Genomic DNA, 15,730 nt, shown 5'->3' with positions numbered 1-15,730 from the left:
CCCGTGACGACACGCCGCAGCTTCATCAAGACCCTCGCGGCGCTGCCGCCGGCGCTGTCCTTGCGCCGCAGCTGGGGCGCCACTCCCGCGCCCGATGCCTCGCGTCTGGCGCTGATCATCGGCAACAGCGCCTACGCGAATGCGCCGTTGACCAATCCGACCAACGACGCCCGAGCGGTCGGCGGCCTGTTTGCCAGTGCCGGTTTCAGCGTGGACTCGCAGCTCGACGCCACGCGCGTCGACATGATGGCGGCCATCGAGCGCTTCGGCGCGGCGGCCAAGCGCGCCGACACCCGGCTGGCGGTGTTCTATTACGCCGGCCACGGCGCCCAGCTCGACTGGCGCAACTATCTGCTGCCGGTGGACGCCGTGGTGGAAAAACAGGAGCACATGAAACAGCGCTGCATCGACCTGAGCCTGCTGCTGGGCCAGTTGAATGCCGCCAAGGACAAGACCTTCGTCATCATTCTCGACGCTTGCCGCAACAATCCCTTCGGCGCCGCCTACCGGCCCGAGCAGAAGGGCCTGTCGCAGTTCGATGCCCCGGTCGGCAGCCTGCTGGCCTATGCCACGGCACCGGGCAACGTCGCCTCGGACGGCGAAGGACAGAACGGCCTCTACACCGAGCATCTGGTGCGCGAACTGGGACGGCACGGCACCCGCATCGAGGATGCCCTGAAGCGCGTGCGACTGAACGTGCGGCTGGCCTCGCACGGCGCGCAAATTCCCTGGGAAACCACCTCGCTGGAAAGCGACGTGTTCATTTTCAACGGCGGGCCGAGCCAGCTCAGCGAAACCGAGATCGAAAAGCAGCTCGAAGCCGACGTGACGGAATGGACGCGCATCAAGTCGTCGAAGACCATCGAAGACTGGGTCGGCTACCTGCGCAATTTTCCCAACGGCCGCTTCGCCGAAATTGCCCAGATGCGCCTGAACCGCCTGCTGGCCGAGGCCGAGAAACTTGCGGCGGAAAAGCGCCGGCAGGAAGAGCAGAAGGCCCGGGAGGAACAGCAGGCGCTTGCGGAACAGAGAGCCCGCGAAGAACAAAAGGCCCGCGAGGAACAGCAGCGCCTGGAGCAGGAACGCATCGAACGCGAACGGATTCGCGTCGCCGAGGAACAACGCCTGGCCGAGCAACGGCGGCTTGCCGAAGAACAGCGTCAGGCGGCCGAGCAGAAGCAGCTGGCGGAACTCCAGGCCCAGGAACAGCGCCGGCGTCTGGCCGAGCAGAAAAGCCTCGAACTCCAGCGCCGCCAGGAGCAGGAACGAATCGCGCGCGAGCGGCAGCGCAGCGCCGAAGCCGAGCGCCTCGCCGCTGCGCAAAGACAACTGGAAGAGGACCAGCGTCGCCTGGAACGGGAAAAGCTTGCCGCGGCGGCAAGCGTCAAGCCGGAGCCGCCGCCGGCGGCGGCCCCCGCTTCATCGCCGGCTACCGCGCCGGCTACCGCGCCAACTGCCGCGCCAGTTGCCGCGTCAGCCACCGCACCGATGCTCGAAATCAGCGCCGGCGTCGCCGTGCCGACGCTGATCGCGCCGTCGGCCAACCCCTATTCCGCCGGACGCTATCCGCTCAGCCGCGTATTTGCCGTCGGCGACGCCGCGACCATCCGCATCTCGGACATCCTGACCGGCATCGAGGAACAGACCCGCCATGTGATCGTGACGCAGGTGGATTACGACGCCGACCGCGTCGAATACAACAAGGGCATCACGATCACGGACCTCATGGGCAACCCGATCAAGATGGGACAGGCCGAGTTCGACACCCCGGTGCAATTCACGCCGGCCGAGTTTCAGGTGGGCAAGAAATGGACGGCGGCATTCCATCGCACCCAGCGCGGCAAGACTTCGAATGCCTACTTCGACATGCATATCACCGGCAGGGAAACCATAGTCGTGCCGGCAGGAAGCTTCGACAGCTTCCGGATCGAAGGAACGGGCTGGAACCTGACGCAGAACCAGCGGCTCGAAGTCAAGCTATGGCTGGTGCCGGGTATCAATTTCGCAATCCGGCGCGAACAGGTTGTCCGCAACAAGAAGGGGCAGTTCCGCCAGACCGAAAGGCAGGAACTGGTCGCCTTGCGCCAGCAGACCCTGGTTGCCGGCTGATCGAAGCGCGCAGCGGCGGAATCCGCCGCACCGAATCCGCCCCGGTGCTCAAGTGAAGCCGCTGCAGGTGCTAAGATGCGCCGCCTTCACGTGCAGCTTGCCTGCTACCCTGCCCCGCCCAATGTCCCTGTTTCGCTGCCTCGTTCCAATCCTGCTGATTCTGCTGAGCGGCTCCGCACGCGCCGAGCAGGCACTCCAGTTGTCGCCGGAATTGGCGCCCGCGCCGACCTTGAATTACAGCCCGGCATCGCCGCCCGCGGTGGCCCTGCTGCCCGATCCCTCGCGCGAAGTGCAGGACGAGCTGCCGCCGATCCCGACCATCGACCTCACCACGCCGCCCGACGACCTGTGGCAGCGCATGCGCAACGGCTTCTCGATGCCGGACCTGGACAGCCCGCTGGTGGCCGACCGCCAGGCCTGGTACCTGAACCGGCCGGATCTGCTGCAGCGCGTCTTCGAACGCAGCCGGCGCTATCTGCATCACATCGTCGACGAACTCGAAAAGCGCGGCATGCCGACCGAACTGGCCCTGCTGCCCATCGTCGAAAGCTCCTACAACCCGCTGGCCTACTCCTCGGCCCGCGCGCTGGGCATGTGGCAGTTCATACCCGCCACCGGCAAGACCTACAAGCTGGAGCAGAACTGGTGGCTGGACCAGCGCCGCGACATCGTCGCCTCGACCAGCGCCGCGCTCGACTACCTGCAATACATCTACGAAATGCACGGCGACTGGCATCTGGCGCTGGCCTCCTACAACTGGGGCGAAAACGCCGTCGGCCGCGCCGTGGCGAAGAACCAGGCCAAGGGTTTGCCGACCGATTACCGCAGCCTCAAGATGCCGGCCGAGACGGCCTACTACGTGCCCAAGCTGCAGGCGATCAAGAACATCATCGCGCAGCCGCATCTGTTCGGCCTGCGCCTGGAGCCGATTCCGAACCGGCCCTACTTCGGCATGGTGGAACGCAACGGCAACATGGACATCGCGTTGGCGGCACGCCTGGCGGAAATTCCGGTGGAGGAGTTCATTGCGCTGAATCCCGCCTACAGCCGCCCGGTGATGCCGACCGCGGCCAACAGCCCGCTGGTGCTGCCGGCCGACAAGGTGCAGACCTTCCTCGACAACCTGCAGAACCACGAGGCTCAGGACAAGCCGCTGTCGGCCTGGCTTACGCACAAGCTGAAGCAGGGCGAGAAGCTCGACGCGGTCGCCAAGCGCCACGGCATCAGCGCGGCGCGCCTCAAGCAGTTGAACGGCATAAACGCGCGGACCAAGATCGTCCCCGGCTTCGCCCTGCTGGTACCGGGCAAGGATGCCATCGGCTACGACTCGATCGCCGCCCGCCTGCCGCAAACGCCGGTCAGCCCGCCGAAGGCCACCAAGTGGAAGAAGGGCAAGTCCGGCGGCAAGCCGCGCGCGATCAATGTAAAGATCAGGAAACCAGCCGCCAAACCGGCAGTCAAGCCGAAGCGACGCTAGGCCTTGAAGCAGCGCACCTCTGCGTCGCACCGCCGAGTGATAAGGAAAGACAGGCCAAAGCCTGTTCTCCGCTTCACCCTGTCATCATTACCCCCGCAGCACGAGCGGCAATTGGCGACACATGGTGCCCTGGGGTTGCAAGACGAAGAATAGATCAGCCCTCGCTTCTCGTCGTTGATGGCGTCGTGCGAGACATGGATCAGGCTCGCTGGGATGATGCCGTACTTGGTGAAGGGGAAGGTCTCAATCTTGACCTCCGCTTGCTGCCCGGCATTGACGAAGCCGATGTCCTTGTCCTCCAGGAAGGCTTCAACTTCCAGTGCGTCGTCTTTCTGCAGGCTGACCATCAGTGCCTGCGCCGCGGTGACCACGCCGCCGACGGTGCGCACGGAGTGAATTCTCGACACGAGTGAACTCTCTTCTTGAGAAATACATACATTATATGTATCATCGGCGAGTGAGTTTCGAATTCGACCCGAAGAAGGCGGCCGCCAATCTGCGCAAGCATGGCGTTTCGTTCGCGGAAGCCGAGCCGGTGCTTTTTGACCCGCGGGCGTTGACGCGAGAAGACACCGATGTGGCTGCGGAGCGGCGCTTTGTAACGGTGGGTACTGGCGCACTTGGCCGGGTTCTGGCGATGTGCTGGACGGAACGCGGACCGGCCATCCGCCTGATTTCGGTACGACTGGCCACTGCCCACGAAAGGAAATGCTATGAAAGCTAATTACGACATGACCAAGGCCAAACGTGGCGCCGTGCTGCCTGCCGCCGGCAAAACGCGCATCACGATTTACCTGAACGATGCAATTCTGGAAGCCTTTCGCCAACGCGCAGAGAAGGAAGGAAAGGGCTACCAGACTTTGATCAACGAGGCGCTCTCCGCATCGCTGGCGCAAAGCAATGCGCCCGTGACAATCGCTACTCTGCGTCAGGTGCTGCGCGAGGAATTGCACGCCGCCTGAGATTGCCACGCGAGGGCCGCACAAGCATTTGGAGCCGCCACGAATGTCCCGGCCGCCGTGCTGGACTCTGTCCGTCGGGAATTCCGCTCGCCCGCCGCGAAGCGGAATCCCGGGTGTGTCGAAACCGCGGGCCGGCGAGCGCCGACTCGTTGACGTGGAGCATCCGGAAAGGCACGCTTTGACTTCGTCATACCGGCGCATGCAGGTATCCAGAGGGAAAACGCTGGATTCCGGGTCAAGCCCGGAATGCCGAGTTTGCGGGTCGAGCCAAGAATAGCTTGCCCCGGACTTGATCCGGGGACGGGGCATCGATTTGACTTGGAATGAATTCTTCGCGATCTTCACCGTTCTCTCAAACCCTCGTTCCGGTAAGCAACAGCGGACTCAGGAATTACTCGATCACGCGCCGCTTGCCGGTTTTGATTTCGACGGTCACCGCCATGCCGATCTGTCGAAATTGGTCCAAAGTCTTGCGCCTTCGTATGACCGGCCGACTCAGGGCGTCGACCCATTCCATCCTGCATGAATGGGTACTACCGTATCACCTCGCCAATATGCGACGCAAGTAGCATTTCGGCATTGTGCCGTGTTGGTTACTGCGCCTTGAAGCAGCGCACCACCTGCGTCGCAGCGAAGCGCGTTTCGCCCGGATAGCTCTGCCGGCAGGCCTCGTCGGCCAGCGGGCAGCGCGGATGGAAATGGCAGCCCGAGGGCGGATTGGCCGGCGAGGGCATGTCGCCGGCCAGCTTCGGCACCTCGCTCTTGGCGCCATCGACGCGCGGCACGGCGGCGAGCAAGGCCTTGGTATAGGGATGGCGCGGCGAGCGCAGGACTTCATCCGCCGAGCCGTACTCGACCACGCGGCCGAGATACATCACCGCCACCTCGTGCGCGAGGTAGTCCACCACGGCGATGTTGTGGGTGATGAACAGATAGGCCAGCTTCAGCTCGCGCTGCAGGTCGGAGAGCAGGTTGAGGATCTGCGCCTGCACCGAGACGTCCAGCGCCGAGGTCGGCTCGTCGCAGATCAGCAATTGCGGATGGACCGCCAGGGCGCGCGCGATGGCGATGCGCTGGCGCTGGCCGCCGGAAAATTCGTGGGGATAGCGGCTCACCATGTCGGCGCGCAGGCCGACCTGCTCCAGCAGCGGGCCGACCTTCGCCGCCGTGTCGCGGTCGCTGCCCACGCCACCACTGTCGCCCATGCCGCCGGTGCCACCGATACCAAGGGCCTGCATGCCCTCGGCGATGATGTCGCCGATGCGCAGGCGCGGGTTGAGCGAGGCGAACGGGTCCTGGAAGACCATTTGCATTTTTGCGCGCAGCGGCCGCAGTGCGCCGGTCGAGCGCGTGGTCAGTTCGACGCCGTCCAGTTGCACGCTGCCGGCGGTCGGCCGGATCAGTTGCAGCATGGCCTTGCCGGCCGTGGTCTTGCCGCAGCCGGATTCGCCGACCAGGGCCAGCGTGCGTCCCGGCATCAGTTGCAGCGACATGCCGTCGACTGCGCGCACGGCGCCCACGGCGCGCTGCAGCAGGCCGCGGCGGATCGGGAAATGCACCTGCAGGTCGTGGACCGAGAGCAGCGGCCTGGTCTCGGCGTGAGCCGCCGTGTCGCCAGCGCCAACTCCTGCGGCGACTGCCGGCGCGGCGCCCGGCAGGAAACAGCGCACGCGCTGGCCGCCGGCGATTTCGCGCCAGGGCGGCGGCGCGCTGCGGCATTCGGCCATGACTTCGCTGCAGCGGTCGGCGAAGCGGCAGCCGACGTGCCGCACTTCGGCCGCCGGCACGCTGCCGGGTATCGTCGCCAGGCGGCCGCCGCGCCGTTCGGCATCGGGCAGCGCGGCGAACAGGCGCACCGAGTAGGGATGCGCGGCCTGGGCAAAGAAGGCTGCGCGCGGCGCTTCCTCGACCAGTTGTCCGGCATACATGACGCCGATGCGATCGGCCATGCGCGCCACCACGCCGAGGTCGTGGGTGATCAAGAGCAGCGCCATGTCCTGCTTGCGGCGCAGCTCGTCGAGCAGGTCCAGCACCTGCGCCTGTATCGTCACGTCGAGCGCGGTGGTCGGCTCGTCGGCGATCAGCAATCGGGGCGAGCCGGCCAGGGCACAGGCGATCATCACGCGCTGGCGCAGGCCGCCCGAGAGCTGGAAGGGGAACTCGTCGAGGCGCCGCCGCGGATCGGGAATGCCGACCTGGTCGAGCAGCTCGGCCGCGCGTGCGCGCGCCGCGGCGCCGCGCAGGCCGGCGTGCAGTTCCAGCGCCTCGACGATCTGGCGGCCGACGCTCAGCACCGGGTTGAGGCTGGTCGCCGGTTCCTGGAAGATCATGCCGATGCCGCCGCCGCGGATGTCGCGCATGTCCGCTTCGGGCAGGGCCAGCAGATCCGTGCCCTCGAAGCCCACGCTGCCGCTGACGACCCGGGCCGCGGCCGGCAAGAGACGCATCAGACCGAGCGCCGTCATCGACTTGCCGCAGCCGGATTCGCCCAGCAGCGTGAAGCACTCGCCGGCGGCGATGTCGAAGCTGATGCCATCGACCGGGCGCGCTTCGCGGATGTGGATGGCCAGATCCCGTACTTCGAGAATGCTCATGCCGACGACCTCGGGTCGAAGGCGTCGCGCACCGCGTCGGCGAACAGGTTGGCGGCCAGCACCAGGGCGAACATGAGGCTGAAGGCCGCCGCCAGCGACCACCAGACCATGGGTTCGCGCGCCAGTTCCATGCGCGCGGTGTTGATCATGGTGCCGAACGATATCGTGCTCGGATCGACGCCGACACCGACGTAGGACAGCACGGCCTCGGCCAGCACCAGGCCGGAGAAATCCATGACCAGTGCGATCAGCACGATGTGCATCAGGTTGGGCAGGATGTGGCGGCGCATGATGGCAAACCGCCCGACGCCGAAGGCCTGCGCCGCCTGGACGAATTCCAGCTCGCGCAGCTTCAGCGTCTCGCCGCGCAGCAGGCGCGCGACACCCGTCCAACTGGTCATGCCGAGGATCAGACAGAGCGCCAAAAGACGCGCGTCGGCGCGCTCGGCCGAAGTGGCGAACCACTCGGGATGAGTATCGATCACCACCTGCATCATCAGCACCGCGGCCGCGATCAGCAGCACGCCGGGGATCGAGGAGAGCGTGGTGTAGAGATACTGGATCACATCATCGACCCAGCCGCCGACGTAGCCGGCCAGTATTCCGAGCAGCACCGCCAGCGGCAGCATCACCAGCGTCGTCAGCGTGCCAATCAGCAAGCCGGTGCGTATGCTTTTGAGCGAGAGGTAGAGCACGTCCTGGCCCACCTTGTCGGTGCCGAAGACGTGGTAGCCGCCGCCCACCGCGATCGCGATGCCGAACAGCAGCAGGATCGGCAGCAGCGTGACCAGCACCGCGCCGGTCGCCGTACCGCCAGCGCCAACTTTCAATAATTGCTGCAGTGAACGTCGGTGGCCGACCGTGGGACTGACCGTGGGACTGACCGTGGGACTGACCGTGGGACTGACCGTGGGACTGACCGTAGGGCCGACCGTAGGGCCGACCGTAGGGCCGACCGTAGGGCCGACTTCAGTCGGCCATCCTCCCTGGCCGGCTGAAGCCGGCCCTACAGACCATCCTCCCTGGCCGGCTGAAGCCGGCCCTACAGGCCATCCACCCTGGCCGGCTGAAGTCGGCCCTACAGGCCCCAGGTAGCGAACCGCCAGTACCAGCAGCAGCCAGACCAGCATTCCGCCGGCGCAGCCGCGCGAGACGCGCACGGCGATGTCGAACTCATGACCGGACAGGTCCGCGCCGAGATGCGCGCCACCATGCTTGAGCCGCGGGAATTCGCGCTGCGTCGAATTCTCCAGCGCCTCCCGGGCAAACAAGTGGGTCGCCAGCGGCGCCGAATAAGTCTTCTCGCTGCGCTGGCGCATGTCCGACAACAAGGCATCGAGCGCCGAGTGCACTTCCACCGCATAGCGTGCTTCGGCCCCCGGCTGCGCCGGCAGGCGCGCCCGGTAGTGCAGCGAATCGAGCAGGCCGATCAGCACGAACACCGCCAGCACCGTCGCCGCCGCCATCGCCATGCCGTCCTTCAGCACGCGCCCCCAGGCCGCGCGCAGGGCGTCCTGGCGCCGCGCCCAGAGCGTCAGCGCCACTATCGCCGCGATCAGCACGAACAGCAGCGCGTCGGACCAGAGCAGCACGGGCTGCATGGGCATGCCGCTCACGCGGAAAACCTTTTTGAGCCACAGAGGACACAGAGGGCACAGAGAAAGGCTTGGGGCTTTTCCTCTGTGATCTCTGTGTCCTCTGTGGCTAACGGTCTTGCAGTCATTGCAGCCGCACCCGCGGATCGGCCAGGGTGTAGGACAGGTCGGTCAGCAACAGGCCGACGATGTAGAGCACCGAACCGATGAACACCATCGAACGCACCACGGCGAAATCCTGGGCGTTGATGGCGTCGATGGTGTAGCTGCCCAGGCCCGGAATGCCGAAGAAGGATTCGGTCAGCAGGCTGCCCATGAACAGGGTCGGGATCACCACCACGACGCCGGTCAGGATCGGGATCAGGGCATTCCTCAGCACGTGGCGGAACAGCACCACGCGCTCGGGCAGGCCCTTGGCGCGCGCGGTGCGCACGTAGTCGCGGCTGATTTCTTCGAGGAAGATGGTGCGATACCAGCGCGTCGATGCGCCGATGCCGCCGATCACGCCGATGATCACCGGCAGGATGAGGAACTTCGCCGCGTCGAAGCCGCCGCTGTAGCCCGAGATCGGCACCAGGTGCCAGACCTTGGACACCAGCCACTGGCCGCCGATGATGTAGAACAGGCCGGAGATCGACATCATCGCCACGCACAGCACCACGCCCGAAATATCCAGCGCCGTGGCGCGGAAGAACACCAGCAGCAGCGCAAAGGAAATCGCCACGAAGAGTCCCAGGACGAAGGTCGGCACGGCAATCGCCAGGCTCGGCCCCATGCGCGTGGCAATCTCGCGCGCGATGTCGCGGCCGTCGTCGGCGCGGCCGAAATCGCCGACGAACATGCGCACCGACTTGCTGAAGAAAATCGTTTCGGTCAGCTTGGCGCCGCCTGCCGCCGCCGAGTTCCACGCCAGCGGCTGGTCGTAGCCGCGCTCGGCCTTCCACTTCTGGATCGCCTCGGGCGTCACGCGCTTGACGCCGAGCTGCATGCGCGCCATGTCGTCGGGCGTGTTCACGACGAAGAACAGGGCGAAGGTCAACAGATTCACGCCGATCAGGATCGGGATCGCATACAGCAGGCGGCGGATGATGTAGGCCAGCATGGGTTATCGGGTCGCGGCAAGCTCGCGGCCCCGCAGCATAGCGAAAAAATCGCGGCGCATCGCGGGCGAAAAGTCGTGATGGCTGACGAATTCCGTCGCCGCCCCGGCGCCGCGCCATGCTATGCCCCAGATCGGCGCGATCGCGGTGGGCTGCATGGCATAGCGCGCGTCGCCGACAAAGCCCGGACGCCGCGGATCGACCACCAGGAAGCCGTCGGAAAACACCCGGAAGCGCTCGATATCCTGCAGCCGCCGCGCCTCACCCGCCGCGACCTGCCGCGCGCCGGCCGCGTCGAGCAGCGGCGCCGAAGCGCCGGGATAGTGGCGCAGACTCGATCCCAGATGAAAGGCGTCGACCTGCACCCGCCCGTCATGGACATAGAGCGAACGCCACAACACCAGATTGGCCATCGAAGGCTTGACCGACAACTGCGTGGCCTGATGGCCGCGCGCCAGCGCCAGTTCCGTCGCCGCGGTTTGCGCCCGCTGCTGCTGGAAAAAGCCCAGGCCGAAATACGCCAGTCCGAGCACCAGCCCCCAGCGCAACGCCTGCGAATCGGGCCGGCGCAGGAAGAAGAACAGCGGCAGCGCCAGCAGCAGCGTGAACGGCGGATCGACCACCGCGATCAAATTCCAGGCTTCCCGGCGTTCCGAAAACGGCAGCCACAGGTGGGTGCCGTAACTGGTGCAGGCATCCAGCAGCGGATGCGGCAGGTAACCGGCAAGCGCATACAGATAGAGCGCGCCGAAACCCATGCGCCGCCGCAGCAGCGGCCACAGCAGCAGCGCCGCGATCAGGCTGCCTGCCGGCACGAAGGCCAGGGCGTGGGTGAAATGGCGGTGGTAATCGAGCACCAGCAGCGCATCGTTGCCGCTCTGGATCAGCGCGTCGGCATCGGGCAGCAGGCCGGCGGCGCCGACGATGGCCGCGCTGCGCCGTGTCGCCAACGCCAACTCTTCGCCGCGATGGCGCAACGCCGCCACGCCGCTCGCCAGCGCCGCGCCCATCACGGCGTGAGTCAGGATGTCCATGCGCGAATGATAGAGCCTCTCACTTCATTCCATCGGACGCTTCGGACCGAAACCGCGCAGCAGACCCTTGGCCTTCTGCCGCGCGACGAAGCCCTCGTTGCGCGGCCAGGCGCCCGTGGTGACGCGGGTTTTGACCGCCCCGAGGGCGACTCCCGCGAGGAGGAATATGAGCAGCGGCAGCAGGATCGGCAGCAGGCTGGCCAGGATCAGCCATTGCGCCGCCTTCAACAGCCCTGCCAGCCGCGGCGGGCCGCCGAGGGCTTTTTGCAGCGTCGCGACGATCATCCAGCAGAGGAAGGCATCGGTAATGACGGCGCCGAGGCCGAACGGGATGCGGCAAGCCAGCCCGGAGAAATCGCCTTCGCCCCACAGCCAGGGCAGCGCCAGGCTGCCCGAGCAGACGCGCTCGCCGGCGCCGAAAGCCACCCAGTTGCCCAGCGCCGCCAGCCCCGCCAGCGCCAGGATGGCGAACAGGCTGTTCACCAGGAGCGCCCGCGGCCCGGCGATGATCGCCAGGCCCGCCGCGACGAAAATGCCGCCGGCGACGAAGCCCAGCCAGGGCGGACCCTGTATGTCTTCGCGGCCCAGCGGCCCGATGTCGAATGCGGCCAGCATGGGGAAAATGCCGCTGGCGACGAACAGCAGGCCGAACAACAGGGAGGCGCCGGGAGTGAGTTGTCGCGTTTGCTTCATGATTCGGGCGATTATGCAGCCCATCACCCAAATTGGGCGCACCTCACGATTGAACGAGTGCAATGGGAAGCACGCGCTATCGTCGCCTCAAGTTTCGCCAACATTGCCAGATTTGAACGAAGACTTGGGCGACCAAACCTAGGACGTGTCAGTCCGGCACGAACTTCAGCACATTGCCGTTGATGCAATACCTCCTGCCGGTCGGCGGCGGGCCGTCGTCGAAGACATGGCCCAGATGGATCCCTGAACTGGAGCTCCTGACCTCGACACGACGCGTACCATGGGAAGAATCAACATGCTCGGTCAGGGCACCCGGCAACGGGTTGAAGAAACTCGGCCAGCCCGTGCCGCTGTCGAACTTGGCATCGCTGCGGAACAGCGGCGCGCCGGTGATCGGATCGACGAAGGTTCCTGCGCGCTTTTCGTCGAGATGCGAACCGGTACCCGGGCGTTCGGTGCCCCGCTCAAAGGCAATTTTCTGTTGCTTCGGCGTAAGCAGATGAAAGCCCAGCCACTTCCAGAAGCGCGGTTTGTCGCCGTTGTATCCGGTGAAGCGCGAGACCTCCTTGCCGTTTTCGAACAGGACTATGGTGGGTGTGGCGAACAGGGCCTTTTCCAAAGCCCAACTTACAGGTGGCTGAGCGCTGAAAGTGCGCGCCACTGCGACTTCCGATTTCCAGCGGTCGAGAATCTCGGTCTCGAATTGCTTGCAGTAGGCGCAATCCGCCGCCTCGAATACGATCAGCTGGCGTCGTGAATTCAAGGCCTTCGCATCCAGCGGCCGGATATCCAGAGAGACTGCTGCCGCGGCTTGCGGCGTACCGGGATAACGCACACCGGTGCCGCCCAGACCGCAGTAACCATTGGGGTTTTTCTTCAGGTAATCCTGGTGATAGGTTTCGGCCAAAAAGAATCGTTTCAGTGGCGCGATTTCGGTGGTGATGGTCCTGTAGCCGGCCTTCGTCAACGCCGCCTGATAGGTGTCTCGGGACTTCAGGGCGATAGCCTGTTGCGCCGCATTGTTCGTGTAAATAGCGCTACGGTAGTTCGTGCCAATATCATTGCCCTGTCGGTTGCCCTGCGTCGGATCATGGCTTTCCCAAAAACGCTTCAGCACGGTCTCGAGACCGACTTTTGCCGGCTCAAAAGTGACCTTGACCACTTCGGCATGGTTGCGTTTGCTGGTTTGGCCTCGCTGCAAGGCACGTTCGAGAGCCAAAACAGCGTCATACTCGCCGCCGATGTCGCCGTTGGCGTAGCCGGCCTCGACATCAATGACGCCGGACAACTCGCTCATGCGCTTTTCCGCACCCCAAAAACAACCCATGCCCAGCACGATGGTGTCGGCCGCGGTAGCCAGCGCATTCAAGCTCAGCAACCCCAGAACGAGAATAAATCTAAGGAATCGGGTCATGGCAGGAAAAGTCGGCGTCGATGCGACGACAATCAAGACGCAACAGCAGTCGGGCCGCTCTTTCAGGGCGACCTTGTCGACACAACAATTCTTCGTCATATCGCCATTGGCTAGGATGGCAAGGTTTCGCCTGTGTAAGTAACAGCCGACCTCCAATCAACCGGATTCGTTTTGGGCCGAGGCGAGCAAATAAGCCCACTAGCCGCTCAATTTCATCAAATGACGGAAGAATGCGGCCAACATTGAATTCAGAACTTCGCCGCGGAAATATCGGCATTGACACCGACGCCCAGCGTGTAACCGAGCGAAACGTGGTGAAACCGCCCATGGGAGTTGTCAGCATGGATCGCAATGCCGAAAGGCAGCGCCTTGCCTTCACCCGGGTTCTTGCGCATGAAGGTGACGGTGTAGGTATCGCCGCTCTTGCTGGCTTCGGCCTTGGCGCCGGTGCCGCCGCCGCTCATCTTGCGTTCCGTGGTGACGCTGCCGTCGGACACCTTGTTGCCCTTGCTGGCCCACTGCACCAGTTCATAGGCGCCTTCCTTCGTGTACTTGGTCTTCTTGTCGTCGGCGCCGGGCATGCTGCGGGCGTCCGTGTGACATGTCTGCCAGCAGCCGTACTGCGCCGCTTGCGGAACCTTGGCGTCCGCGAACAGGATGGTCGCCTTGACCTCGTTGTCCTTGTCGCCCTTGTCTGCGCCACCGGAAGGGGCCTTGAAGCTGAGGCGGATATAGAGATTGTCCTTGTCATAAGCGGCCTGGAACCCGAGCGGGAAGGTCATGGTCTTCGGTGCGCCCTTGGGCTCCAGTTCCTTGTCGGCCAAGCGCTTGAAATTGAAATTCAGGGCGCCCTTTTCCTCGTGGCAGCCGGCGCAGGTTTCGCCCTTGCGCATACCTGCCGACCCGCTGTGATCGGACTTCTTGGTCGCCCATTCAATCGGCGTGACGCCGGCATGGAAAACGTGGAGGTCACGCTTGGGCACCTTGCTCCAGTCGGGCGCTGCGACCGCCGCCAGAGAACCCAGTGCGCACAGGATGCCCGCGACTGCCACGGGAACGATGGACTTGCTCATTTGATGCCCCTTCGAAATATTGCGCTTGGAAATTGAACTCGACTCGATCGGAACGATGACTCACTCGTCGTCATCTTCCTTCATCCCTTTGGGTTTCGTGTGGGCGATACCCTTGTGGCAGTCGATGCAGGTCTTCTTCTCGGCAATGCCGATCTTGTGCATCTTCGAACCGCGCAACTTCTGCTTCTCGACATCCATGCCTTCGAAGCTGTGGCAGTTGCGGCATTCGCGCGAATCGTTGGCCTTCATCCGCGCCCATTCATGCTCGGCCAGCTCCAGACGCTTGGCCTCGAACTTCTCGGGAGTGCTGATGCTGCCGGTGATCTTGCCCCAGACCTCGCCGCTCGCCTGGATCTTGCGGACCATCTTGTGCGTCCAGTCCTTCGGCACATGACAGTCGGAACAGATGGCGCGCACGCCGGTGCGGTTGGTGTAGTGGATGGTCTTCCTGTATTCCTGATAGACGTTATCGCGCATCTCATGACAGCCGATGCAGAATTCAAGGGAATTGGTGGCTTCCATCCCGGTGTTGAACCCGCCCCAAAACGTGATGCCACCGAAAAAGGCGATCACAACGATGGTCAGCAGGGAATACTTCGAACTGGGTTGGCGCAATGTTGCCCACAGTCCGGCTAGTGCGCCCGGCCTGTTGTCGTTATCTGTCATTTGGAGATTTCAATCTTCCGGGATGCGATGCACACTCCGGCCCCAGTTGCGCTGGAGCCGGGTGGTCCGACGAATTGCCCAAGTTACTCCGCCAAGGCTTTGAAGACGTCTTCCGGGCTATGGATCGTTCCCAGCACCGTAGGACTACCCCAGCGAACGTGATACTTGTTCTCCGGGACCGAGGCCAGCGAGATCATCAGGTTATTGAAGGCGGCAAGGTCGTTTGTCTCGAAGTAGGTGATGAAATCGGTGTCGTCGATCCCGGTGGAGTGATAGAGCTTGCGTTTGACATTCACCAGATAGGCCAGTGTCGGCGCCGTATGGGCTTCCATTTCCCGCAGCCGCTGGTCGACCGGTATATTCCACCACTCGGCACTCTTCTTCACAGGAACCACCACCGTGTAGCGAGGAGCCGGTCCCGTGTAACTGGCCGAACTCAGGCCAGCATTAAGGCCGGGCGAATCGCTCTTGGTGATGTAGTTCAAGGGCTTCGTCAGACCAACCAGCGTCTCGGAGACCTCGGCATTCCTGCCGATCCCTGTCGAGCGAAACTGGCGCATGAAGGTTTGGGCCTTGGCCAGATCATAGGCATGAACGCGGAAAAAGAAGTCGGAGCCAGTCTCCAGGCCACGGGTCAGATAGGCATCGACCAGCACGTTGTTCTTGTGCTTTTCGATCAGTTGCTTGACTTCGGCAGCTGCTTTCATACGCTCTTTTGCGGGCACGCTGAACCACTCCGGCCGCAGCTTGAACATGGTGAAGACGCCGAAGACGCCTGGCTGGACGAGAATCTTGGCCCGTTCGATCATCATGTTCTCGCCGGCCGGCTGCTGGGCGGCTGCAAATGAAGGGATCCCGGCCGCCAGAGCGGCAATTGCCGCACCAATCACCACGGTCGCGCGCGAGCGCCTAATGTATTTCCTGGTCATAACTAGCTCCTTTACAGTTTGTCGATAATCTTCTAAAAATGTTGGCGGCATGGATCCAAGCCTGGTCGTCAGCTTGATCACTTG

General features: G+C 64.1%; 14 protein-coding genes. 4 read left to right on the top strand and 10 right to left on the bottom strand.

Annotation, left to right across the window (positions count from 1 at the left end):
• The first annotated feature begins 3 nt into the window (after positions 1–3).
• Together RMO95_RS10455 and RMO95_RS10450 are read left to right on the top strand one after the other, a co-directional pair.
• A complete protein-coding gene (locus RMO95_RS10455; RefSeq protein ID WP_310450561.1) occupies positions 4–2,109 on the top strand; it encodes a caspase domain-containing protein in 2,106 nt (701 codons plus the stop codon).
• 121 nt (positions 2,110–2,230) lie between these two features.
• The gene (locus tag RMO95_RS10450) at positions 2,231–3,586 is read left to right on the top strand and encodes a transglycosylase SLT domain-containing protein (protein ID WP_310450560.1); all 1,356 of its coding nucleotides are present in this window, start codon (positions 2,231–2,233) and stop codon (positions 3,584–3,586) included.
• On the opposite strand, the gene RMO95_RS10445 is transcribed toward RMO95_RS10450, so the two are convergent.
• A complete protein-coding gene (locus tag RMO95_RS10445) occupies positions 3,583–3,975 on the bottom strand; it encodes an HlyD family efflux transporter periplasmic adaptor subunit (protein ID WP_310450559.1) in 393 nt (130 codons plus the stop codon). The genes RMO95_RS10450 and RMO95_RS10445 overlap by 4 nt on opposite strands.
• Positions 3,976–4,043: 68 nt before the next feature.
• Here RMO95_RS10445 and RMO95_RS10440 point away from each other — a divergent pair, with 68 nt between their 5' ends.
• Together RMO95_RS10440 and RMO95_RS10435 are read left to right on the top strand one after the other, a co-directional pair.
• A complete protein-coding gene (locus RMO95_RS10440) occupies positions 4,044–4,310 on the top strand; it encodes a BrnT family toxin (protein ID WP_310450558.1) in 267 nt (88 codons plus the stop codon).
• Between the two features lie 7 nt (positions 4,311–4,317).
• Positions 4,318–4,548, top strand: a complete 231-nt coding sequence (locus RMO95_RS10435) for a BrnA antitoxin family protein (protein WP_310450557.1) — start codon at positions 4,318–4,320, stop codon at positions 4,546–4,548.
• Between the two features lie 593 nt (positions 4,549–5,141).
• Here RMO95_RS10435 and RMO95_RS10430 read toward each other — a convergent pair.
• The 9 genes from RMO95_RS10430 to RMO95_RS10390 all read right to left on the bottom strand — a co-directional run bounded on the left by RMO95_RS10430 (position 5,142) and on the right by RMO95_RS10390 (position 15,727).
• Positions 5,142–7,142, bottom strand: a complete 2,001-nt coding sequence (locus tag RMO95_RS10430; RefSeq protein WP_310450556.1) for an ABC transporter ATP-binding protein — start codon at positions 7,140–7,142, stop codon at positions 5,142–5,144.
• A complete protein-coding gene (locus RMO95_RS10425; RefSeq protein ID WP_310450621.1) occupies positions 7,139–8,749 on the bottom strand; it encodes an ABC transporter permease subunit in 1,611 nt (536 codons plus the stop codon). Before RMO95_RS10425 ends, RMO95_RS10430 begins: the two co-directional genes overlap by 4 nt.
• Before the next feature lie 112 nt (positions 8,750–8,861).
• Positions 8,862–9,839 (bottom strand): ABC transporter permease, encoded by a 978-nt coding sequence (locus RMO95_RS10420; RefSeq protein ID WP_310450555.1) that lies wholly within the window; start codon positions 9,837–9,839, stop codon positions 8,862–8,864.
• Positions 9,840–9,842: 3 nt separating this feature from the next.
• On the bottom strand, positions 9,843–10,871 hold the full coding sequence (locus RMO95_RS10415) for a metal-dependent hydrolase (RefSeq protein ID WP_310450554.1): 1,029 nt from the start codon (positions 10,869–10,871) through the stop codon (positions 9,843–9,845).
• A gap of 24 nt (positions 10,872–10,895) precedes the next feature.
• Positions 10,896–11,564, bottom strand: coding sequence for a hypothetical protein (locus tag RMO95_RS10410; protein WP_310450553.1), 669 nt, complete (start codon positions 11,562–11,564; stop codon positions 10,896–10,898).
• 148 nt (positions 11,565–11,712) lie between these two features.
• The gene (gene msrA, locus RMO95_RS10405; RefSeq protein WP_310450552.1) at positions 11,713–13,077 is read right to left on the bottom strand and encodes a peptide-methionine (S)-S-oxide reductase MsrA; all 1,365 of its coding nucleotides are present in this window, start codon (positions 13,075–13,077) and stop codon (positions 11,713–11,715) included.
• A gap of 149 nt (positions 13,078–13,226) precedes the next feature.
• Complete coding sequence (locus RMO95_RS10400; protein ID WP_310450551.1) at positions 13,227–14,051, bottom strand: ethylbenzene dehydrogenase-related protein; 825 nt, start codon at positions 14,049–14,051, stop codon at positions 13,227–13,229.
• A gap of 60 nt (positions 14,052–14,111) precedes the next feature.
• Entirely contained in the window at positions 14,112–14,717 is a 606-nt protein-coding gene (locus tag RMO95_RS10395; RefSeq protein WP_310450550.1) for a NapC/NirT family cytochrome c, read from the bottom strand.
• Between the two features lie 83 nt (positions 14,718–14,800).
• On the bottom strand, positions 14,801–15,727 hold the full coding sequence (locus RMO95_RS10390) for a chlorite dismutase family protein (protein ID WP_310450549.1): 927 nt from the start codon (positions 15,725–15,727) through the stop codon (positions 14,801–14,803).
• Between the last annotated feature and the right edge of the window lie 3 nt (positions 15,728–15,730).

Origin of the sequence: Sulfuritalea sp. (genome assembly GCF_031426875.1) — a bacterium.
Taxonomy (GTDB): Bacteria; Pseudomonadota; Gammaproteobacteria; order Burkholderiales; family Rhodocyclaceae; genus Sulfuritalea.
The sequence above is the reverse complement of the archived record's forward strand: the minus strand, read 5'-3'. Positions and strand labels throughout refer to the sequence as shown.

What these genes read in the sequence shown, in the direction of transcription:
- RMO95_RS10425 (WP_310450621.1), bottom strand. Translation starts at nt 8,749, where the DNA reads ATGCCCATGCAGCCCGTGCTGCTCTGGTCCGACGCGCTGCTGTTCGTG.
- RMO95_RS10435 (WP_310450557.1), top strand. Translation starts at nt 4,318, where the DNA reads ATGACCAAGGCCAAACGTGGCGCCGTGCTGCCTGCCGCCGGCAAAACG.
- RMO95_RS10450 (WP_310450560.1), top strand. Translation starts at nt 2,231, where the DNA reads ATGTCCCTGTTTCGCTGCCTCGTTCCAATCCTGCTGATTCTGCTGAGC.
- RMO95_RS10410 (WP_310450553.1), bottom strand. Translation starts at nt 11,564, where the DNA reads ATGAAGCAAACGCGACAACTCACTCCCGGCGCCTCCCTGTTGTTCGGC.
- RMO95_RS10420 (WP_310450555.1), bottom strand. Translation starts at nt 9,839, where the DNA reads ATGCTGGCCTACATCATCCGCCGCCTGCTGTATGCGATCCCGATCCTG.
- RMO95_RS10415 (WP_310450554.1), bottom strand. Translation starts at nt 10,871, where the DNA reads ATGGACATCCTGACTCACGCCGTGATGGGCGCGGCGCTGGCGAGCGGC.
- RMO95_RS10430 (WP_310450556.1), bottom strand. Translation starts at nt 7,142, where the DNA reads ATGAGCATTCTCGAAGTACGGGATCTGGCCATCCACATCCGCGAAGCG.
- RMO95_RS10395 (WP_310450550.1), bottom strand. Translation starts at nt 14,717, where the DNA reads ATGACAGATAACGACAACAGGCCGGGCGCACTAGCCGGACTGTGGGCA.
- msrA (WP_310450552.1), bottom strand. Translation starts at nt 13,077, where the DNA reads ATGACGAAGAATTGTTGTGTCGACAAGGTCGCCCTGAAAGAGCGGCCC.
- RMO95_RS10400 (WP_310450551.1), bottom strand. Translation starts at nt 14,051, where the DNA reads ATGAGCAAGTCCATCGTTCCCGTGGCAGTCGCGGGCATCCTGTGCGCA.